This is a genomic window from Bradyrhizobium sp. UFLA06-06 (assembly GCF_054820065.1).
In genome coordinates this window covers 143,657-163,339 of sequence record NZ_JADFUD010000010.1, presented here as the reverse complement: position 1 = coordinate 163,339, position 19,683 = coordinate 143,657, and the positions used below count along the sequence as shown (strand labels likewise).

Annotated in this window: 19 protein-coding genes; 7 read left to right on the top strand and 12 right to left on the bottom strand. The window is 65.3% G+C overall.

The window, feature by feature from the left end:
• Nucleotides 1-101 precede the first annotated feature (101 nt).
• The 6 genes from IF803_RS11770 to IF803_RS11745 form a co-directional block, all read right to left on the bottom strand.
• Nucleotides 102-875 (bottom strand): thioesterase family protein, encoded by a 774-nt coding sequence (locus IF803_RS11770; RefSeq protein ID WP_461192240.1) that lies wholly within the window; start codon nt 873-875, stop codon nt 102-104.
• Nucleotides 875-1,846 (bottom strand): NAD(P)H-dependent flavin oxidoreductase, encoded by a 972-nt coding sequence (locus tag IF803_RS11765; protein ID WP_461192239.1) that lies wholly within the window; start codon nt 1,844-1,846, stop codon nt 875-877. Before IF803_RS11765 ends, IF803_RS11770 begins: the two co-directional genes overlap by 1 nt.
• A 178-nt stretch (nt 1,847-2,024) precedes the next feature.
• Nucleotides 2,025-2,618 (bottom strand): hypothetical protein, encoded by a 594-nt coding sequence (locus IF803_RS11760; RefSeq protein ID WP_461192238.1) that lies wholly within the window; start codon nt 2,616-2,618, stop codon nt 2,025-2,027.
• Between the two features lie 54 nt (nt 2,619-2,672).
• Nucleotides 2,673-3,254: a YqaA family protein gene (locus tag IF803_RS11755; RefSeq protein ID WP_461192237.1), complete on the bottom strand. Its 582-nt coding sequence runs from the start codon at nt 3,252-3,254 to the stop codon at nt 2,673-2,675.
• Between the two features lie 69 nt (nt 3,255-3,323).
• The gene (hisE, locus tag IF803_RS11750; protein ID WP_028342591.1) at nt 3,324-3,719 is read right to left on the bottom strand and encodes a phosphoribosyl-ATP diphosphatase; all 396 of its coding nucleotides are present in this window, start codon (nt 3,717-3,719) and stop codon (nt 3,324-3,326) included.
• A gap of 118 nt (nt 3,720-3,837) precedes the next feature.
• Nucleotides 3,838-4,272, bottom strand: a complete 435-nt coding sequence (locus IF803_RS11745; RefSeq protein WP_253604604.1) for a hypothetical protein — start codon at nt 4,270-4,272, stop codon at nt 3,838-3,840.
• Between the two features lie 265 nt (nt 4,273-4,537).
• Between IF803_RS11745 and IF803_RS11740 the strand changes: the two genes are divergently transcribed.
• From IF803_RS11740 to IF803_RS11715, 6 genes are all read left to right on the top strand, one after another.
• Nucleotides 4,538-5,593: an ABC transporter substrate-binding protein gene (locus IF803_RS11740; RefSeq protein ID WP_461192268.1), complete on the top strand. Its 1,056-nt coding sequence runs from the start codon at nt 4,538-4,540 to the stop codon at nt 5,591-5,593.
• Nucleotides 5,594-5,893: 300 nt separating this feature from the next.
• Entirely contained in the window at nt 5,894-7,672 is a 1,779-nt protein-coding gene (locus IF803_RS11735) for a glucan ABC transporter ATP-binding protein/ permease (protein ID WP_461192236.1), read from the top strand.
• A 203-nt stretch (nt 7,673-7,875) separates the two neighbouring features.
• On the top strand, nt 7,876-9,321 hold the full coding sequence (locus tag IF803_RS11730; RefSeq protein ID WP_461192235.1) for a D-alanyl-D-alanine carboxypeptidase family protein: 1,446 nt from the start codon (nt 7,876-7,878) through the stop codon (nt 9,319-9,321).
• A 176-nt stretch (nt 9,322-9,497) separates the two neighbouring features.
• Nucleotides 9,498-11,180 (top strand): long-chain fatty acid--CoA ligase, encoded by a 1,683-nt coding sequence (locus tag IF803_RS11725; protein WP_028342596.1) that lies wholly within the window; start codon nt 9,498-9,500, stop codon nt 11,178-11,180.
• Between the two features lie 22 nt (nt 11,181-11,202).
• Nucleotides 11,203-11,760, top strand: coding sequence for a DUF924 family protein (locus tag IF803_RS11720; protein ID WP_461192234.1), 558 nt, complete (start codon nt 11,203-11,205; stop codon nt 11,758-11,760).
• A gap of 108 nt (nt 11,761-11,868) precedes the next feature.
• Nucleotides 11,869-12,354, top strand: a complete 486-nt coding sequence (locus IF803_RS11715) for a peroxiredoxin (protein WP_028342598.1) — start codon at nt 11,869-11,871, stop codon at nt 12,352-12,354.
• Between the two features lie 266 nt (nt 12,355-12,620).
• On the opposite strand, the gene rnhA is transcribed toward IF803_RS11715, so the two are convergent.
• The 3 genes from rnhA to ispH are packed head-to-tail and all read right to left on the bottom strand — an operon-like array spanning nt 12,621 to nt 15,030.
• Nucleotides 12,621-13,082, bottom strand: coding sequence for a ribonuclease HI (gene rnhA / locus IF803_RS11710; protein WP_461192233.1), 462 nt, complete (start codon nt 13,080-13,082; stop codon nt 12,621-12,623).
• Nucleotides 13,070-14,050, bottom strand: coding sequence for a homoserine kinase (locus IF803_RS11705; protein WP_461192232.1), 981 nt, complete (start codon nt 14,048-14,050; stop codon nt 13,070-13,072). The genes rnhA and IF803_RS11705 overlap by 13 nt, the downstream gene beginning before the upstream one ends.
• A gap of 5 nt (nt 14,051-14,055) precedes the next feature.
• Entirely contained in the window at nt 14,056-15,030 is a 975-nt protein-coding gene (gene ispH, locus IF803_RS11700) for a 4-hydroxy-3-methylbut-2-enyl diphosphate reductase (protein ID WP_028342601.1), read from the bottom strand.
• A 251-nt stretch (nt 15,031-15,281) separates the two neighbouring features.
• Between ispH and IF803_RS11695 the strand changes: the two genes are divergently transcribed.
• Complete coding sequence (locus IF803_RS11695) at nt 15,282-15,980, top strand: DUF1013 domain-containing protein (RefSeq protein ID WP_028342602.1); 699 nt, start codon at nt 15,282-15,284, stop codon at nt 15,978-15,980.
• 109 nt (nt 15,981-16,089) lie between these two features.
• Here the strand turns inward: IF803_RS11695 and IF803_RS11690 are convergent, their stop codons facing one another.
• The 3 genes from IF803_RS11690 to IF803_RS11680 all read right to left on the bottom strand — a co-directional run bounded on the left by IF803_RS11690 (nt 16,090) and on the right by IF803_RS11680 (nt 19,631).
• Nucleotides 16,090-16,362: a hypothetical protein gene (locus IF803_RS11690; protein ID WP_075969207.1), complete on the bottom strand. Its 273-nt coding sequence runs from the start codon at nt 16,360-16,362 to the stop codon at nt 16,090-16,092.
• A gap of 389 nt (nt 16,363-16,751) precedes the next feature.
• The gene (locus IF803_RS11685; RefSeq protein ID WP_461192231.1) at nt 16,752-18,659 is read right to left on the bottom strand and encodes a propionyl-CoA synthetase; all 1,908 of its coding nucleotides are present in this window, start codon (nt 18,657-18,659) and stop codon (nt 16,752-16,754) included.
• Between the two features lie 198 nt (nt 18,660-18,857).
• Nucleotides 18,858-19,631 (bottom strand): tetratricopeptide repeat protein, encoded by a 774-nt coding sequence (locus IF803_RS11680; protein WP_461192230.1) that lies wholly within the window; start codon nt 19,629-19,631, stop codon nt 18,858-18,860.
• Nucleotides 19,632-19,683: the final 52 nt, after the last annotated feature.

Sequence of the window (19,683 nt, the reverse complement as noted above, 5' to 3'; positions counted from 1 at the left end):
CACGTGCCGCCAACCGTTCCGGGAAGCGGAGTTATTTTTGCCGCAGGGGCAGTCGCTTGGGACTGCCCCTCAGCCGTGGCCGCAGGATCAACGAGCGCGTCCTAGCGCCGCTCGATGACCAGGCTCTGGACCGCCTGGCCGAAATAGCCGCGCTGATCGGCGAGCCGCGACATCGCAAGCCCGGCACCGTCGGGCCCGATCCAGGACTGGCCGTCGAGCAGGATCCAGTCGCCGACCGGCTCGCGCGCGAGACTCACCGACAAATCGGCGTTGATGAAGGTCCATTGGTTGAAATCGAGCGCCGGCGAGGTGCCGTTGGAGAAGTCCGAGGCAACCACTGCCCGCATCGCCTGCGAGACGGCGGCGCCCGCAATCAGCGGGCGGTCGACGCGGAACCAGATCGCGCCGGGTCCCACCACGCCGAAGCGGCCGCGCGCGGCCCGCATCGAGATGCATTTCACGAACGGACTGTTCGCAAGGTTGCCCGGCTCGATCATACTTTCGTCGGGGCCCGGCAGATCGACCGCAAGCGCGGCGACGTCAGGCGGCAGCTCGGCCGCCTGCTGCTTGATCTTCAGCACGCTGGCCGAAACGACCACGACACCGTCGGCGAGCAGCCTGACGCCGCAGAGCTGGATCTTGCGGCCGTCGCGCAGGATCTCGCTCGATACCGTCAGCGGCGCGACCGGCACCGGGCGCATCAGGTCGATGGTGACGCGCGCGATCCGCATCGGCACCGGCGTCGGAATGGCCTCGGCCGCCCACACCACCAGCGCCGCCGGCGCGGAGCCATGCTGCATCCGCGGGTCCCAGGGACCCGCGGCATCCGGACTGGTGACGACGCGGTCGCCGTCGACGCGAAAGATCGGCTCCATCAGGCAAGCGCCGGATCGACCGCGTCGTCATACTCTTTCCTGAACCGGGCGATCAGCTCGGCTGCGGGCACCACCTTGGAGATGCTGCCGACGCCCTGGCCCGAGCCCCAGATCTCCTTCCAGGCCTTCGGCTTGGCGCGCTCGCCGGACGCATCGGTGCCGAAGCTCATCTTCGAGGGATCGGAGGTCGGCAGGTTTTCCGGATCCATGCCGGCCGCAACGATCGACGGCTTCAGATAATTGCCGTGCACGCCGGTGAACAGGTTGGAGTAGACGATGTCCTCGGCGGACGAGTTGGTGATCATGCTCTTGTAGCCCTCGACCGCGTTTGCCTCTTTGGTCGCGATGAAGGCGGAGCCGATATAGGCGAAGTCGGCACCGATGATGCGCGCCGCGCGAATGGCGCGGCCGTTGGCAATCGTACCCGAGAGCGCAATGGGCCCGTCGAACCACTGCCGCGTCTCCGACACGAACGGGAACGGCGACAGCGTGCCGGCATGACCGCCGGCGCCGGCCGCAACCAGGATCAGGCCGTCGGCGCCCTTCTCGATCGCCTTGTGCGCGAACTTCTGGTTGATCACGTCGTGGAAGACGATGCCGCCCCAGCCATGGACCGCCTGGTTGAGCTCCTCGCGCGCGCCGAGCGAGGAGATGATCATCGGCACCTTGTGCTTCTCGCAAAGCGCCATGTCGTGATCGAGCCGGTTGTTCGACTTGTGCACGATCTGGTTCACCGCGAACGGCGCCGACGGCCGCTCCGGATGCGCCTTGTCATAGGCGGCGAGCTCTTCCTTGATCCGGTACAGCCATTCGTCGAGCAACTCCGGCGGCCGCGCATTCAACGCCGGAAACGAGCCGACCACGCCGGCCTTGCACTGCGCGATAACGAGGTCGGGCACGGAGATGATGAACAGCGGCGCCCCGATCACGGGAAGAGAAAGGCGGCCCTTGAACAGAGCAGGCATGGACATTGGAAGCGGATCCTCAAGCGTTGGTCGTTGGTTGGTCTCGAATGCTGATCGTCATACCAACAAGGCAATCTTTCCAGTGTCAAGGATTGCGTTTTGGCGCTGCAAAAGGATGACAAATCCTCATCCTGAAACCGTGTTTTCGCAGGCACCTGGCATCCCAGACACAAGCCTGGCCGCGCTATTGGCAGACGGCCCGTGTCACGAAATTTTCCGTCCTGCAGTCGTTCGGGCCGCGCTTGTGGCCCGGCAGATAGACCAGCGGCGAGCATTTCTCGGAGGCGTCGGTATCGATGCCCTTGCCTTCCCGAAACCCCTTGCTCTGGCACAGCCGGTCGGCGCCGATCTTGCAGTCCGGCGCACCGTTCGCGGCCACCACGCAGGCCGCGCGTCCGGTCACCACCGTCGAGGGGCGCGCGATGTTCGACAGGTCGTTGATGGTCTCGCCGGGACTCTTCAGCGGCGGCAACGCCGATTTCGACTTCTCGAACAGCTTTCCGATTTCGTTGATCAGCCCGGGATTCTCGCGCTGGACCGGCGCCGGCGGCAGCTCGATCTGCTGCTGCTGAGGCGGGATCGGCTGCTGCGCCGGCGACTGCACGCCGAGCGTCGGCAGTGCTGTCTGGGCCCGGCTGTGATCGAGGGTCATCAGTGTCATCGACAGCGCAAGACCCGAAAGCACAAGACCCGACAGCGCAATGCTCGCCTTTGCACGCGTAAGCCTGACGAGCGTGAGCACGGCAGGATTGAGCAGGTCCGCGATTCCATCAGCCATCGCGCCGAGCGTAACCCGAAGCCGCGCGCAGGCAAAGCCGCAAGCGGTCCGTCGCTAGATCAGCTTGAATGCGACAACAAAGCCCAGCACCAGCACGATGGCGCCGATCGCGACCCACAGGCCGAGCCGCTTCTCGAGCTCGGCACGGATGAAATCGCCATAGCGGTTGAGCAGCACCGCAACGAAGAAGAAGCGGCCGCCGCGCGCGACGATCGAGCACAGGATGAACAGCCAGATGTTGTAGCCTGCAAAGCCCGAGGTGATCGTCACGAGCTTGTAGGGGATCGGCGTCAGTCCCTTCAGCAGGATGATCACGGCACCCCATTCGGCGTAGGAGGCGCGGAACGCGTCGACCTTGTCGGAGAGGCCGTAGAGATGGATCAGCCACTGCCCGAGCGAGTCGTAGAGCAGCGCGCCGATCGCGTAGCCGAGCACGCCGCCGGCAACTGACGCCATCGTGCAGACCGCGGCGAACCACCACGCCCGCTTCGGCCGCGCCAGCGACATCGGCAGCAGCATGATGTCGGGGGGAATCGGAAAGAAGGAGCTCTCGGCGAAGGCGACGGCCGCGAGAATCCACAGCGCATAGGGCTTGTCGGCCGCCTCGACGCACCAGTCGTAAGTCCGTTTCAACATGGGCGCGATGAACCATCATGGAGCGGATTTGTCCATGGCGGGATTGAGCTGAATTTGGTTGATTTACGGCTACCGTTTGCGCAGCCGGTTCTCCAGCGCGACAATTCGGCGCCGAACCACCGGGACCGGCGCCGGTTTGGGCAGCTTGACCGGCGACTTCGGCAGCTTCTCGGCGATCCCGAGCAGCCGTTCGCGCCGCTCCATCTCGCGCCAGACATCCTCTGGCTTCACGCCGGCCGACGCCCAGAGAACGGCGAGGTTGTAGAACAGGTCGGCGCTTTCGCGAATGACGGCATCCGACTTGCCGCTGACGGCGTCGATCACGACTTCGATCGCTTCCTCGGCGAGCTTCTTGGCCATCTTGGCCGGGCCGCGCTGGAACAGCCGTGCCGTGCGCGACGTAGCCGGATCAAGATCCTTGGCCGCGATCACCGCCTGGTAAAGCCGCTCGATCGAATCACTCATGCTTCGAGCCTAGTCGAAACGCGTCGCCAGCGTGTTAACGGCGACGACGAAAAAATCCACCGGCCCGCGGCCGGTGGATCGGATGCTTTGTGACAGTTCCGAGAACCGCCGACGGCGGTCAGTACGGCTGATACGGCAGTTGCGACCGCCGCCCGTAATAGCCGCGGTAACCATAGTACGGTCCGCCGCCGTAATAGACCGGGCCGCCACCATAGTAGACGGGACCACCGTAGTAGCCCGGGCCACCATAGTAGCCGTAGGAGTCGTAATAGTCGCGGCGACTCTGGGCTGCGGCGATCGCGAGGCCCGTGCCGACGATCCCGGCGAACGCAGCCGCAGCGGCCGCGCCACCACCGCCATAGTAGCGACGGCGGGCACTGATGTCGGTCGCGCCGCTCGTGCCTTGTGACGTCGTCACAGCGGTCACCTTGCCTGTCTGAGCAGAGCCTGCGAACGCCATCGTCGGCTCGACGGCCGTCAACGCCACCGCGGCAACCGTTGCCAATGTGGCTGCGCGGCCAATGGACGAAAAAACACCTTTTCGCGCAAACATTGCAGTCATCCTTTGTGGAAGCCGGCCCGACGGGCCTTGGTTAGCTAACCCACTGCCTCCAGATTAGGTTCCCCAAACCGAATGCAAGCTGAACGACCAGAGGTGAAAACATGGCAAGCCGAAGCCTGGCAGTCATCGGCCGTTCACCTTGCCTGGGGCAAAATGCCTGCAAATAACGCTTGAAATTGACGCTTGCTCTGGCGCATTCGATGTCATGAAGCAGGCGCGCCGGCGCGGCACTTTGTCTCGCCTCCCGGATGTCATGATGCAGGTAAGTCGGACCACCGTTCTCCGCTGGATACTGGCCGGCATGATCGGCCTCGCGGGAGGCGTGTGGCCGGCGTTGACGCCGCTGCGCGCCAGCGATCTGCCGCCGCCGCTCACCATCCAGTTCACGCTCGACCGTCCGCTTGATGCGGCCGCAGCGCCATTCGTGATGGCGTCGACCGGAGGCCTGTTCAGCGCCGAGGGCCTTGCGGTCGGCACCAACGTCGCGACCAGCTCGGCGGATGCCATCGCGCGCGTCGCCGACGGCTCGAGCGATTTCGCCCTCGTCGACATCAACTCGCTGATCCGCTTTCGCGACAAGCCTGGCGCGGCCCCCGTCAAGGCGGTGTTCGTGCTGTTCAACCAGGCGCCTTATGCGATCATCGCGCGCAAGAGCCGCGGCATCCGGACATTGACCGACATGCAGGGCAAGAGCCTCGGCGTCGCCGACGGCGACCTCTCGATCCGGCTGTGGCCCGCGGTCGCGAAGCAGAACGGCATCAAGCTGTCGAGCGTGAAGCAGAGCACGATCAGCGCCGCGGTACGCGAGCCGATGCTCTCCGCCGGCCAGGTCGATGCCGTCACCGGCTTCTCCTATCTCTCGGCGATCAATTTGCGCGATCGCGGCGTGCCCGCCGACGATCTCGCGGTGCTGCGCTTCGCCGACTATGGCTGCGAGGCCTACGGCTTTGCCGTGATCGTCAGCCCGCGCCTTGCCGCCGCGAAGCCGGATGCGGTGAAAGGGTTCGTGCGCGCGGCGATCGGCGGCACCAACCTCGCGGTCAAGGATCCGGCCCGCGCCGCCGGCGAGGTCGCGAGCCGGATGGATGGCGGCTCGCGCGATCTGGAGCTGGAGCGGCTGAACGCCATCATCCGCGACAACATCCTGACCAGCGAGGTGAAGCGCGACGGCATCGGCGGCATCGAGGCGGAGCGCTTCGAGCGCGCGGTCGACCAGCTCGCGGAGGACTTCAAATTCCAGAAGCGGCCGCACGCCGCCGACATCTTCGACGAGGCTTTCCTGCCGCCGATCGACAGCCGCCTGGTGAATTGAGAGCATGCGAAATGCATAACTGACGAGCGGCACCAAACACTCAGTGTCGTCCTGGCGAAAGCCAGGACCCATTACCCCAACCGTTTGTTGTTGCGCGACGCTGGGGCCACTATCCCGCTCTCAATCAAACTCGGTGGCTATGGGTCCTGGCCTTCGCCAGGACGACGGCGTAGGGAGCCGTTCGCCACAATCACCCTCACCCTGAGCATGACGCGCTGTCACCGCTGGCCCTGCATCGCGAACCCTGATTAAATTGCATCCCGCCTGATCGGGCGCCCACCGCTGACGAGTGCCGCCGGCATGTCCATGCTTCGCCTCTATACCCGCGTCCTCGAACTGCTCGGCAAGGAGGCGCGGCTCGGCTGGATCCTGGCCATTACCAACGTGCTGCTCGCCGGCGCGCAATTCGCCGAGCCGGTGCTGTTCGGCAAGATCGTCGACGTGCTGTCGGGCCGGCCGGTCACCGGACTGTTCGCGACCTCCTCGGCATGGCCGCTGCTCGTCGCCTGGGCGGCGTTCGGCCTGTTCACGATCGGCTGCAGCGCGATCGTCGCGCTGCAAGCCGACCGGCTGGCGCACCGCCAGCGCCAGGCGGTGCTGACCGATTATTTCGAGCACATCCTGCAACTGCCGCTGACCTTCCATTCCGGCACCCATTCCGGGCGGCTGATGAAGGTGATGCTGAACGGCACCGACGCGCTGTGGCGGCTCTGGCTCGGCTTCTTCCGCGAGCATTTCGCCGCGATCATGTCGCTGATCGTGCTGTTGCCGCTTTCGCTCTACATCAACTGGCGGCTGGCGCTCCTGCTGTTCGGGCTCTGCGTCGTGTTCACCGTGCTGACCACGCTGGTGGTGCGCAAGACCTACGGCATGCAGAGCGAGGTCGAGGCCTATTACAGCGACCTCTCGGCGCGCGCCTCGGACGCGCTCGGCAATGTCGCGCTGGTGCAGAGCTTCGTGCGGATCGATTCCGAGGTGCAGGGCCTGCGCTACGTCGCCGACAAGCTGCTCGCGGTGCAGATGCCGGTGCTGTCATGGTGGGCGCTGGTCACCGTGATCACGCGCGCCTCGACCACGATCACGGTGCTCGCGATCTTCACCGTCGGCATCGCGCTGCATAACCAGGACCTCACCACGGTCGGCGAGATCGTGATGTTCGTCTCGTTCGCCACCATGCTGATCCAGAAGCTCGAGCAGGTGGTGAGCTTCATCAACAACGTGTTCATGGAAGCGCCGCGCCTGCAGGAGTTCTTCGACGTGCTCGATGCGGTGCCGGCGGTGCGCGACCGGCCCGGCGCGGTCGATCCCGGACGGCTGTCCGGCCTCGTCGAGTTCGACGACGTCTCGTTCTCCTATGACGGCAAGCGGCCGGCGATCGAGGATCTCAGCTTCACCGCCCTGCCGGGCCAGACCATCGCGCTGGTCGGCTCGACGGGCGCCGGCAAATCCACCGCGATCGCGCTGTTACATCGCGCGTTCGATCCGCAATCGGGCATCATCAGGATCGACGGTATGGACATACGCGCGCTGAAGCTGACGGCGCTGCGGCGAAACATCGGCGTGGTGTTCCAGGAGGCGCTGCTGTTCAACCGCTCGCTCGCCGACAATCTGCGCGTCGGCAAGCCCGACGCGACCGATGAGGAGCTGCGCACCGCCGCGGCGCGCGCACAGGCGCTGGATTTCATCGAGCGCAGCGAAAAGAAGTTCGATACCCACGCCGGCGAGCGCGGCCGCATGCTGTCGGGCGGCGAACGCCAGCGGCTGTCGATCGCGCGTGCGCTGCTGAAGGATCCGCCGATCCTGATCCTCGACGAGGCCACCAGCGCCCTCGACGCCGTCACCGAGGCCAAGGTGAATGCCGCTCTCGATGAAGTGATGAAGGGCCGCACCACCTTCGTGATCGCGCACCGCCTCTCCACCATTCGCCACGCCACCCGCATCCTGCTGTTCGACCAGGGACGGGTGATCGAAAGCGGAACTTTCGATGAACTGGTGGCGAAAGGCGGGCGCTTTGCCGAGCTGGCGCGGGCCCAGTTCATGGTCCAGGAACAGGCGCGCGCCGGCATCGAGACACCATAATTCCCGCCTTTCCAATTGAGGCGGCTGCCGAAATTCAGCCGATTTCGTCCACGATATAATTCACCGGCCTCTGTTCTCTGCTGGCAAGCCGGTATAGGGTTTGCATTGCCGCAATGCGGCGCCGGACACGCTTGAAACCCGTACGTCACAATCGCAAGACCTCCTTTTTTCAAGGCGGGTCTCAAAGGACCGGAACCGGATTCGTGCACCTTCCTCGCCCGTCATTGAAATGGATTCTGGCCGTCGCGATGCTCGCCGTTGCCGCGCCGCACATGGCGCAAGCCGAGGCGCTGCTGGTTGTCGAGGCCGATTCCGGAAAGGTGCTGCAGGCCGACAACGCGACGATGCCGTGGTACCCGGCCTCGCTCAGCAAGATGATGACGGCCTATGTGACTTTGAAGGCGGTCAAGGACGGCCGCGTCTCGCTCGACACGCTGCTCACGGTGTCGCCGACCGCGTCGTCGCAGTCGCCATCGAAGATGGGCTTCCGGCCCGGCACCCAGGTCACCGTCGACAACGCCCTGAAGATGATGCTGGTGAAGTCGGCCAACGACATGGCCGTGGTGCTGGCCGAGGGCCTCGGCGGTTCGATCGACGGCTTTGCCGGGATGATGAACCAGACCGCGCAAAAGCTCGGCATGACGCAAACCAGCTACGTCAATCCGAACGGCCTGCCGGCCGACGGCCAGATCACCTCGGCGCGCGACATGGCGATCCTCGCCCGCGCGATCATCCGCGACCTGCCGGAATACGAGTATTTCGTCCACATCCCCTCGATCCGCTTCGGCCGCCGCATCACCCAGAACTTCAACAAGCTGATCGGCCGCTATCCCGGCGCCGACGGCTTCAAGACCGGCTTCATCTGCGCCTCCGGCTACAATCTCGTGGCGTCGGCGACGCGCGACGGCAAACGGCTGATCGCCGTGGTGCTCGGCGCCTCGTCGGGCCGCATGCGCGCGATCCGCGCCGCGCAGCTCCTGGACCGCGGCTTTGCCAATAACGGGCTGGCGTGGCTGCGGCCCTCGCTCGGCACCGTCGATAATCTGGTGCCGATCGATTCCACGCCGCCGAACCTGCGCGAGGAGATGTGCGGCCCCAAGCACAAGCGGCCCGCCAGCGACGAGGACGCAGAAGACACCGTCGCCAGCGCCGGAAGCTCCAGCACCAACGGCGATGGCGGCGTCAGCTTCTTCGCCTCGGGCCTGCAGGCCGCGATGCCGACCAAGCCGGCCGACATGCTGGCGCAGCCTGCCGCGGCCTCCGAACCGGTCGTGGTTTATACGGGGCCGACCAAGACCGGGGCTGCGTTGATCGCCGCGGTCGAGGCCGATACCGAGAAGATGCAGCCGGTCAAGCGGGCCAAGGGCAAGCACAGCCGCGTCGCGGGCAAGAAGCCCGATGCGGCCGATGACGCGAAGGCCGACACCAAGAGCGCCTCCAAGTCGGACAACAAGCCGGCGGCCAAGCCCGTGCGTCACGCCAACGCCAAGCCGGATGCCGCAGCTGCGAAGTCGGCCGCGGACAAGCCCGCCGCCGCAAAGCCTGCCGGCAAGCCGGCGGCGGCAAAGCCGGCAGCCAAGCCCAAGACTGCGGCCGACAAACCCAAGGCTGGCGACAAGCCGAAAGCCGACGCCAAGCCGGCCGGCTAGCAGGGCGCCCGCCCGTCATTTCCGACCGTCATTTCCTCTAATGCGTCGATAACGCGCAGCGGCTTGCCATTGGCCGCGGCATCGCTCAATACTGCCTGAAATAATGCGGCCAAAGGTCGGAAAACCCGGAAGCAATCCGGGACATCAGCCAAATTTGAGAGAGGGGATTGACCATCATGGAGCGCATCTGGCTCAAGCATTATCCGGCCGGCGTGCCCGCCGATATCGACGTCACGCAATATTCGTCGCTGGTCGAACTGCTCGAAGAGAGCTTCAAGAAATTCGCCGATCGCAAGGCGTTCATCTGCATGGACAAGGCGATCACCTATCGCGAGCTCGACGAGATGTCGGCGGCGCTCGGCGCCTACCTGCAGAGCAAGGGCCTGCAGAGGGGCGCGCGGGTCGCGCTGATGATGCCGAACGTGCTGCAATACCCGGTCGCGACCGCGGCCGTCCTGCGCGCCGGCTTTGCCGTGGTCAACGTCAATCCGCTCTACACCCCGCGCGAGCTCGAGCACCAGCTGAAGGATTCCGGTGCGGAGGCGATCATCGTGCTGGAGAACTTCGCCACCACCGTGCAGAAGGTGCTGCCCAACACCGCGGTCAAGCACGTCATCGTCGGCAGCATGGGCGACCTGCTCGGCTTCAAGGGCGTGATCGTCAATCTGGTGGTGCGCCGGGTGAAGAAGATGGTGCCGGCCTGGTCGATCCCCGGCGCCGTCGGCTTCAACGAGGCGCTGTCAGCCGGCCGCGGCCTGAAGCTCAACAAGCCCGCGCTGACGCTCGATGACGTCGCCTTCCTGCAATATACCGGCGGCACCACCGGCGTCTCCAAGGGCGCGACCCTGCTCCATCGCAACATCCTGGCCAACGTGCTGCAGAACGACGCCTGGCTGCAGCCGGCGCTGGCGAAGCCGCCGATCGTCGAGCAGATGGTCATCGTCTGCGCGCTGCCGCTCTATCACGTCTTCGCGCTCACCGCCTGCTATCTGCTGGGCATGCGGGCCGGCGGCACCAATCTGCTGATTCCGAATCCGCGCGACATGGCGGGCTTCGTCAAGGAGCTGTCGAAGTACCAGGTCAGCTTCTTCCCGGCGGTCAACACCCTCTACAATGGCCTGCTGAACACGCCCGGATTCGACAAGCTCGACTTCTCCAAGCTGAAGATCGCCAACGGCGGCGGCATGGCGACGCAAAGGCCGGTCGCCGAGAAATGGTTGAAGGTCACGGGCATCTCGTTGTCGGAAGGCTATGGCCTGTCGGAGACGTCGCCGACCCTGACATGCAATCCTGCAACTATCGAGGAGTTCTCCGGGACGATCGGCCTTCCCGTCCCCTCGACCTGGCTCTCGATCCGCGACGATGACGGCAATGAGTTGCCGATCGGCGAGGCCGGCGAGATCTGCGCCAAGGGCCCACAGGTGATGGCGGGCTACTGGAACAGGCCTGACGAAACCGCGCGCGTGATGACGGCGGACGGCTATTTCCGCACCGGCGACATCGGCGTGATGGACGAGAAGGGCTACACCAAGATCGTCGACCGCAAGAAGGACATGATCCTGGTCTCCGGCTTCAACGTCTATCCGAACGAGATCGAGGAAGTGATCGCAAGCCATCCGGGCGTACTCGAATGCGCCGTGATCGGCGTGCCCGATGCGAAGTCCGGCGAGGCCGTGAAGGCCTTCGTGGTCAAGAAGGACCCGAACCTCACCGCCGAGGACATCATCAAATTCAGCGCCACCCAGCTCACCGCCTACAAGGTGCCGAAGCAGATCGAGTTCAGGACCGACCTGCCGAAGACCAATGTCGGCAAGATCCTGCGTCGCGAATTGCGCGACGAGAAGAAGGCCGCGGCTTAAGGCGTGAGTGGACTGACGTTCGATGTCTGACGCAAGCCTCGTGACGCCGGCTGACGTGCTTGGCTTCTGGCGGAATGCCGGCCGCGACCGCTGGTACAAGCACGACGACGCCTTCGATGCCGAAATCCGCAGCCGCTTCCTCGCCACCTGGCAGAAAGCGGCTGCCGGCGAATTGTCGTCGTGGGAGGCCAGCGACGACGGTGCGCTGGCGCTGGCCATCGCGCTCGACCAGTTTCCGCGAAACCTGTTTCGCAACGATAGCAAGACCTTCTCCACCGACAAGCTGGCGCGCGAGGTTGCAAGCCGTGCCATCGACCGCGGCGTCGATGCGCGGACCGACCCGGTGCTGCGCGAATTCCTCTATCTGCCTTTCGAGCATTCGGAGGACCTCGCCGACCAGCAGCGATGCGTGACGCTGTTCCGGCAATATGACTGCCATCCCGACAACCTGAAATACGCCGAGGACCACGCCGATATCATCCGCCGGTTCGGCCGCTTCCCGCACCGGAATCGCGTGCTGGGCCGGCAGACCACGGCCGAGGAGAAGGCCTTTCTCGACGCCGGCGGGTTTTCCGGCTGATGACGGAACGGTGACGATGGTCGGGCATTGCCGTTCTTCGGCGAGCCCGTATTGTGCCGTGCTGTAGCCGGGTTTAAGACAGTTCCGCTTCACCGAGGGAGAACAACGATGACGATCAATGTTGGCGACAAGCTGCCGGAAGCCAAGTTTCGCGTGATGACCGCCGAGGGTCCGCAGGTCAAAACCACCGACGATATTTTCAAGGGCAAGAAGGTCGCCCTGTTCGCCGTGCCCGGCGCCTACACCGGCACCTGCCACAAGATGCATCTGCCGAGCATCTTCCTCAACGCCTATGCCCTGAAGAACAAGGGCGTCGACACCATCGCGATCGTCTCGGTCAACGACGCCTTCGTGATGAACGCCTGGAAGCGCGACACCGACCAGCGCGACGAAGCCGTCTTCCTCGCCGACGGCAATGCCGACTTCGCCAAGGCGATCGGCATGGAGCTCGACGCCTCCGGCAACGGCCTCGGCATCCGCTCCAAGCGCTACTCGATGCTGGTCGAGGACGGCGTGGTGAAGAAGCTCAACCTCGAGCCCGCCCCGGGCAAGGTCGAGGTCTCCGGCGGCGACACGCTGCTCGGGCAGCTCTGAGCTGACGCTTTCGCCGCAAACATAGCTGTCGTCGCCCGGCTCGACCGGGCGACCCAGTACGCCGCGGCCTCTCGTTTCAATCACCACCGTCTCTGGAATACTGGATCGCCCGCTTTCGCGGGCGATGACAGTTATGGGCATGGTGATAGCCGGGGTCGCGGCTTCGTAGGATGGGTAGAGCGCAGCGAAACCCATCGCCTTCGTACCGTGCATTGAGATGATGGGTTTCGCTTCGCTCTACCCATCCTACGCACTCGCGGCGCGCCCTACCCCTTCAACCTCGCCATCGCCACACCCTCGCGCGCCAGCTCGTCGGCGCGTTCGTTCTCGGCGTGGCCGGCGTGGCCCTTGATCCAGTGCCAGCGCACCTCATGCGGCTTCAGCGCGGCATCGAGGCGCTGCCACAGCTCGACATTCTTGACCGGCTTCTTGTCGGCGGTGCGCCAGCCGTTGCGCTTCCAGCCATGGATCCAGCCGGTGATGCCCTGGCGGACATACTGGCTGTCGGTGGTGAGATCGACCACACAGGGCTTCTTCAGCGCCTCCAGCGCCGAGATCGCCGCCATCAGCTCCATGCGGTTGTTGGTGGTGTGCGGCTCGCCGCCCTTCAATTCCTTCTCGACCTCGCCGAACCGGAGGATCGCGCCCCAGCCGCCCGGCCCCGGATTTCCGGAGCAGGCACCATCGGTGAAGACAATCACATGCGGCTTGTCGCTCACGCCGCGCATCCGGCCGGCGTGATGCCGTAATCGCGCAGGCTCGCGACGTTCTGCTGGAAGCGCAGCTTGCGGACATATTCCAGCGGGTCCTTCGGCTGCACCAGCGCGCCTTCGGGCACGTTGAGGAAATCGACCAGCCGCGTCAGCAGGAAGCGCATCGCGGCACCGCGCGCGAGCAGCGGCAGCGCGGCCTCTTCCGCCGCCGACAGCGGACGCTCGCGGCCATAGGCGTTGAGCAATGCGCGCGCCTTGGTGACGTTGAAGGAATGGTCCGGCTCGAAGCACCAGGCGTTGAGGCAGATCGCGACGTCGTAGGCCAGGATGTCGTTGCAGGCGAACGGGAAGTCGATCAGGCCCGAGAGCTTGTCGCCCAGAAAAAAGACGTTGTCGGGAAACAGGTCGGCATGGATGACGCCGACCGGCAGATCGGTCGGCCAGGCAGCTTCGAGATGATCGAGCTCACGCGCGATGAAGTCGTGCAGGCCCGGCTGCACGCTGTCGGCCCGCGCGGCGGCGAGATCGAACAGCGGCCGCCAGCCGGCGACCGACAGCGGATTGTTGCGGACTAGCGGGAAATCGCGGCCGGCAACGTGCATTTTGGCCAGCGCCTCGCCGACGCCGGAGCAATGCGCCACGTTCGGCCGCCGCGGCCACACGCCCTCGAGGAAGTTGATGATCGCCGCGGGCCGGCCGGCGAGCCGGCTAGTGACCTCGCCCTTGCGGTTGCGCGCCGGCTGCGGGCACGACACGCCGCGCTCGGCGAGATGCGCCATCAGCGACAGGAAATACGGCAGGTCGTCCTCCGCCACGCGCTTCTCATAGAGCGTGAGGATGTAGGCGCCCTCGCTGGTGTGCAGCAGGAAGTTCGAATTCTCGACGCCCTCGGCGATGCCCTTGTAGGAGAGCAGTTCGCCGATGTCGTAGCTTTTGAGGAATTCCGCGAGGTCTTCGGCGGCAACGTCGGTGTAGACCGCCATATGGTCTATTCCGCCGCGGCAGCGTCGGGCCGCAGCGAACGCGGCAGCGGGAAGAACTCGTTCTCTTCCGCGGCCGAGACCGTCTCCACGTGCAGTTCGTAGCGCTCGGCGAAGGCGCCCATGATCTCCTCGACGATCACCTCCGGCGCCGATGCGCCCGCGGTGATGCCGAGGCTACTGATGCCTTCGAACCTGCTCCAGTCGATGTCGCTGGCGCGCTGGGCGAGCACGGCGATCGGGCAGCCCTCGCGCTCGGCGACTTCGCGCAGGCGCTGCGAGTTTGACGAGTTCGGCGCGCCGACCACGATCAGGGCATCGACCACCGGCGCCACCTTCTTCACCGCGAGCTGGCGATTGGTGGTCGCGTAGCAGATGTCTTCCTTGTGCGGACCATTGACGTTCGGGAAGCGCTGCTTGAGCAGCGCCACGATTTCCGCGGTGTCGTCGATCGACAGCGTGGTCTGGGTCACGAAGGCGAGGTTGTTGGGGTCCTTCGGAACGAAGGTCTTGGCATCCTCGGCGGTCTCGATCAGGGTCACGGCGCCAACCGGCAGCTGGCCCAAGGTGCCGACCACCTCGGGGTGATGGGAATGTCCGATCAGCAGGATCTCGCGGCCGCGCTTGAAATGGATCGCCGCCTCGCGGTGGACCTTGGTCACCAGCGGACAGGTCGCGTCCAGTGAGAAGAAATTGCGGGATTTCGCCTCGGCGGGAACCGATTTCGGAACGCCGTGGGCGGAAAACACCACCGGCGCGTCGGTGTCGTCGGGGATTTCGGCCAATTCCTCGACGAAAATGGCGCCTTTGGTCTTCAGGCTGTCGACCACATACTTGTTATGGACGATTTCGTGCCGGACATAGACCGGCGCGCCATAAATGGTGAGGGCACGTTCGACCGTGTCGATGGCGCGGACCACCCCGGCACAGAAGCCGCGGGGGGAACAAAGCACGATTCTAAGGTCGGGTTTTTTCGCTGACATGGGCTGTCTTGGGGCTGTCTTGGGGCTGTCTCGGAGCAATCTCGGGACCGAATCACCCCTCGCCGGCGGGGCGGGGAACGGCCAGTTACGGTAAGGACTTGGGACTGCTTTCGGGCGCTGTCAAGGCGATTTTGCTGGGCCATTGCGCCATTCCCCCCGGAGGGCTTATATAGGCGCCATAATTCCCGTCATCGCCGATGACTACCAGCTTCGCCTCGACAGAGGTGGGCGAAGCACAAAGGAGATTTGCCATGAGCAACGCACCGCTGATGCCGAAGGCGACTGCCGTGTGGTTGGTCGACAATACCGCCCTGACCTTCGATCAGGTGGCCGATTTTACCAAAATGCACCCCCTGGAGGTCCGCGCCATCGCCGACGGCGACGCCGCCCAGGGCATCAAGGGCATGGACCCGATTTCCAACGGCCAGCTGACCCGCGAGGAGATCGAGCGCGGCGAGCGCGACCAGAACTACCGCCTCAAGCTCCAGGAGAGCAAGGTGGTGCTGCCTTCCGCCGCCAAGAAGAAGGGCCCGCGCTACACCCCGGTGTCGCGCCGCCATGAGCGGCCGAGCGCGATCCTCTGGCTGGTGCGCAACCACCCCGAGTTGAAGGACGCCCAGATCATGCGTCTGGTCGGCACCACCAAGACCACGATCGCCAGCGTGCGCGACCGCACCCACTGGAACGCCTCGACCCTGACCCCGATGGACCCGGTGACGCTCGGCCTGTGCTCGCAGATCGAGCTCGATTTCGAGGTGCAGCGCGCCGCCAAGGAGAAGCCGACCACCACCGTCTACGGCGGCGCCACGCTGCTGCCGGCCTCCGAGACCACGCGCAAGGACGAGCTGGACGACCAGCCGGTCGAGCGCCACGACGATCTCAACGTCGATGCGGTGTTCGCCAAGCTGAAGACGATCGGCGGCAAGAAACCCGACGACGAGGAAGAGTAAGCGCGGATCGCGCAACTCGAAGAGCAGAACACGAAACGCGGCAGGGCAACCTGCCGCGTTTTTGCTTGGAAGCGCACGCAACGGGCGTGACGGCGACCGTCGGCGCGGCTCAGTGCCGGTCCGGATTGTTCATCATGTATTCGCCGAGATCGCGCTGCCGCCGATCGGTGCGGGCCTCGGCGTTCTGGCGCTGCACGTCGCGGTTCTTGCGGCAGGCGACATAATCAGGCGAGCCGACCGCCACCTTGCCGCCGGCCTGGCAGTACTGATCGTCGTCGCCCATGCTCTCCGCGATCGGCGATCGGCCGCGCTCGAGACAGCCTGCAAGCAGCGGCAGGGCGAGCAGCAAGGCGAGTGGCGCGCGTGCGGAAATGGATCGCATCCGTGGGTCCGTATCTCGTGGCATATGACAGGGAAGGCCGGGATGACCCGGCAATCCATCAAAATCAAGGCCGTTTTGCTTCCGATGGGTTTCGCGGGTGCGCGGCCGGATTGCGCTATGGGTGCCCTCATCGTCCATCGCGCCCGGGGCCACCCCTCTCCCCAGCCCTCCCCCGCAAGGGGGGAGGGAGCCTGACGAGCGTGCTCGCCTCACGTAACGCAGCGCAAACTGCTTGCCAGCCAGCTCGTCTTACGTGATGGAGCCACCGGCGGAAGGGTTCCCTCCCCCCTTGCGGGGGAGGGTTAGGGAGAGGGGTTCACGCGACGTGCCCTCCCGGATGTGCGTCACCGCATGCTTCGTCGCTTCGTTTTCAGAACGACGATCGTCGCCTACGCCTTTCCCTTCAGGGCCTCGCCGATTTCGTCGAGCACCTTCGGGTCCTCGATCGTCGCCGGCATGGTCCAGGGCTCGCCGTCGGCGATCTTCTTGATGGTGCCGCGCAGGATCTTGCCGGAACGGGTCTTCGGCAGCCGCGCCACCGTGATCGCGAGCTTGAACGCGGCGACCGGCCCGAGCTTGTCGCGCACCAGCGCCACGACGTCCTTCTCGACCTCGGCGGGCGCCTTGGTCACGCCGGCCTTCAGCACCAGGAAGCCGCAGGGCACCTCGCCCTTGATCGCATCCTTGACGCCGAGCACGGCGCATTCGGCAACGTCGGGATGCGAGGCGAGGATCTCCTCCATGCCGCCGGTGGACAGCCGGTGGCCGGCGACATTGATGATGTCGTCGGTGCGGCCCATCACCCAGACATAGCCGTCCTCATCCTTGTAGCCGGCATCCGAGGTCTTGTAGTAGCCGGGGAATTCCGAGAGATAGGCGTCCCTGAAGCGATCGTCCTGCTGCCACAGCGTCGGCAGGCAGCCCGGCGGCATCGGCAGCTTGATCACGATCGAGCCCATCGTGCCCGCCGCCACCGGCTTCGCCGCCTCGTCGACGATGTCGACCTGATAGCCCGGCATCGGCACCGTGGGCGAGCCGTGCTTGACCGGCAGCTGGCCGAGCCCGACCGGATTGCCGGCGATGCACCAGCCGGTCTCGGTCTGCCACCAGTGGTCGATGACCGGCACCTTCAGCTGCTGCTCCGCCCACTCCACCGTCGGCGGATCGGCGCGCTCGCCGGCGAGGAACAGGGTGCGGAAGCTCGAGAGATCGTAATTCCGGATGAACTTGCCCTCGGGGTCTTCCTTCTTGATCGCGCGGAACGCGGTCGGCGCGGTGAAGAAGGCGACTGCCTTGTGCTCGCTGATCACGCGCCAGAACGCGCCGGCATCCGGCGTGCCGACCGGCTTGCCCTCATACATGATGGTGGTCGCGCCGTGAATCAGCGGGCCGTAGACAATGTAGGAATGGCCGACCACCCAGCCGATGTCCGAGCCGCACCACCAGATCTCGCCGGGCTTCACGCCGTAGAGATTGTGCATCGACCATTTCAGCGCGACGAGATGACCGCCATTGTCGCGCACCACGCCCTTCGGGATTCCGGTCGTGCCTGACGTGTAGAGGATGTAGAGCGGATCGGTGGCGGCTACCGGCACGCACGGCGCGGCCTTGCCGGCGTCGAACGCGGCCTGGCGCAGCGTCGCCCAGTCATGGTCGCGGCCCGCGGTGAGCTCGCAAGCCTGCTGCGGCCGTTGCAGGATGATGCAGGTCTCGGGCTTGCTGCCGGCGAGGCGGATCGCCTCGTCGAGCAGCGGCTTGTATTGCACGATGCGCCCGGGCTCGATGCCGCAGCTTGCAGAGAAGATCAGCTTCGGCTTGGCGTCGTCGATGCGGGTCGCAAGCTCCTTGGCCGCGAAGCCGCCGAACACCACGCTGTGCACCGCGCCGATCCGCGCGCAGGCGAGCATCGCGACGACGGCCTCCGGCACCATCGGCATATAGAGGATGACGCGATCGCCCTTGGTGACGCCGAAATCCTGCATCACCGCGGCCAGCGTCTGCACCTCCTCCAACAATTCGGAATAGGTGAACTTGGTGATCGTGTTGGTGAGCGGCGAATCGTGGATCAGCGCGACCTGGCCGGCGCGGCCGCCGGCGACATGGCGGTCCAGCGCGTTGTAGCAGGTGTTGACCACGGCGCCGGCGAACCAGCGCCCATAGGCGCCCACGGAGGGATCGAAGATCTTCTTGGCCGGCTCGATCCAGTCGATCTCGCGCGCCGCTTCCGCCCAAAAGCCCTCGGGGTCCCGAAGCGAGCGGGCATACACCTCATGATACCGGCTCTGCTGGATATTCATCGCGTTTCTCCCTCGCGCGGTCGCGCGTCATTTGCCGACCATTGTCACGGGAAGTGGCGCCGTTTCAAGCCGAAATGACCGCGACCTTCGGCCGGTCGGAGCAAAGCGTTTTCGAGAGAAGTGGGTGCCGGTTCGCGTGAAGAAAACGCGTCAAAACAAGAATCTAGAGCCCCGTTCCGCTTCAATCGAAACGGAGCACTAGTAGCCGTCGACCCCGTTGATCCGCTGCAGACGCTCGCGCATCGCCTTTTCCAGGTCGTAGTCCGGCTTGCCGAACTCGGAATTGCGGCGGGCGACGAACTGATCCTGCGCGCGCTGCAGCTCGCGCGCCTGGTGCGGATTCTGCGCCTCGCGCACCGTGCGGAACGTCGATGCGACGATCTCGCGATCGAGATCGGCAAGCGTGGGATTGGCACAGATCGCCTTCTCCACCGGTCGGCGCGCCTTGCGGCAATCGAAGCTCGGCTTGCCGGCGACTGCCATCATGGCGCCGATCCGCTCCAGCTCCAGCGACAGCGATTTGTAGTTGGCCTTGGCCGCGGTGTGATTGGGATCGAGCTTGACGGCGGCGTCGAAATCCAGGATCGCCTTCGGCCGATCGCCCTTGCGGCGCCACAGCTCGCCGCGCGCATTATGCGCATCTGCAAGCGATGGATCGAGCTTGAGCGCGGTGTCGTAGTCCGCGATCGCGCGATCGATCATCTGCTTGCGGTCATAGGCGGCCGCCCGCGCCATCAGCGCCTTGACGCGATCGGGCCGCGCCGCCTTCTCATTGTCGATCAGCGTGCCGCAGACGTCGATGATCTTGTCGTCATCGGCCGCCGCTGCCGCCGCGATGCAGGGGCCGGCATTGGCCTGCACATCCTCGCCCGGCTCGCTGCCGGTGGCGCGCGCAACGCCCGACATCAGCGCGCCCGACAGGCCAACGCAGACCAGCAGCATCACGGCCAGATTTGCGCGTTTGTGTCGCATCCCGGTCGCCGACAAGACATCCCTCTCTTGCGCCCGAACCACCGGCCCCTGA

Coding starts and splice junctions, on each gene's coding strand:
- IF803_RS11770 (WP_461192240.1), bottom strand. CDS start 875: ATGGAGCCGATCTTTCGCGTCGACGGCGACCGCGTCGTCACCAGTCCG.
- IF803_RS11765 (WP_461192239.1), bottom strand. CDS start 1,846: ATGTCCATGCCTGCTCTGTTCAAGGGCCGCCTTTCTCTTCCCGTGATC.
- IF803_RS11760 (WP_461192238.1), bottom strand. CDS start 2,618: ATGGCTGATGGAATCGCGGACCTGCTCAATCCTGCCGTGCTCACGCTC.
- IF803_RS11755 (WP_461192237.1), bottom strand. CDS start 3,254: ATGTTGAAACGGACTTACGACTGGTGCGTCGAGGCGGCCGACAAGCCC.
- hisE (WP_028342591.1), bottom strand. CDS start 3,719: ATGAGTGATTCGATCGAGCGGCTTTACCAGGCGGTGATCGCGGCCAAG.
- IF803_RS11745 (WP_253604604.1), bottom strand. CDS start 4,272: ATGTTTGCGCGAAAAGGTGTTTTTTCGTCCATTGGCCGCGCAGCCACA.
- IF803_RS11740 (WP_461192268.1), top strand. CDS start 4,538: ATGCAGGTAAGTCGGACCACCGTTCTCCGCTGGATACTGGCCGGCATG.
- IF803_RS11735 (WP_461192236.1), top strand. CDS start 5,894: ATGTCCATGCTTCGCCTCTATACCCGCGTCCTCGAACTGCTCGGCAAG.
- IF803_RS11725 (WP_028342596.1), top strand. CDS start 9,498: ATGGAGCGCATCTGGCTCAAGCATTATCCGGCCGGCGTGCCCGCCGAT.
- IF803_RS11720 (WP_461192234.1), top strand. CDS start 11,203: ATGTCTGACGCAAGCCTCGTGACGCCGGCTGACGTGCTTGGCTTCTGG.
- IF803_RS11715 (WP_028342598.1), top strand. CDS start 11,869: ATGACGATCAATGTTGGCGACAAGCTGCCGGAAGCCAAGTTTCGCGTG.
- rnhA (WP_461192233.1), bottom strand. CDS start 13,082: ATGCGCGGCGTGAGCGACAAGCCGCATGTGATTGTCTTCACCGATGGT.
- IF803_RS11705 (WP_461192232.1), bottom strand. CDS start 14,050: ATGGCGGTCTACACCGACGTTGCCGCCGAAGACCTCGCGGAATTCCTC.
- ispH (WP_028342601.1), bottom strand. CDS start 15,030: ATGTCAGCGAAAAAACCCGACCTTAGAATCGTGCTTTGTTCCCCCCGC.
- IF803_RS11695 (WP_028342602.1), top strand. CDS start 15,282: ATGAGCAACGCACCGCTGATGCCGAAGGCGACTGCCGTGTGGTTGGTC.
- IF803_RS11690 (WP_075969207.1), bottom strand. CDS start 16,362: ATGCGATCCATTTCCGCACGCGCGCCACTCGCCTTGCTGCTCGCCCTG.
- IF803_RS11685 (WP_461192231.1), bottom strand. CDS start 18,659: ATGAATATCCAGCAGAGCCGGTATCATGAGGTGTATGCCCGCTCGCTT.
- IF803_RS11680 (WP_461192230.1), bottom strand. CDS start 19,631: ATGCGACACAAACGCGCAAATCTGGCCGTGATGCTGCTGGTCTGCGTT.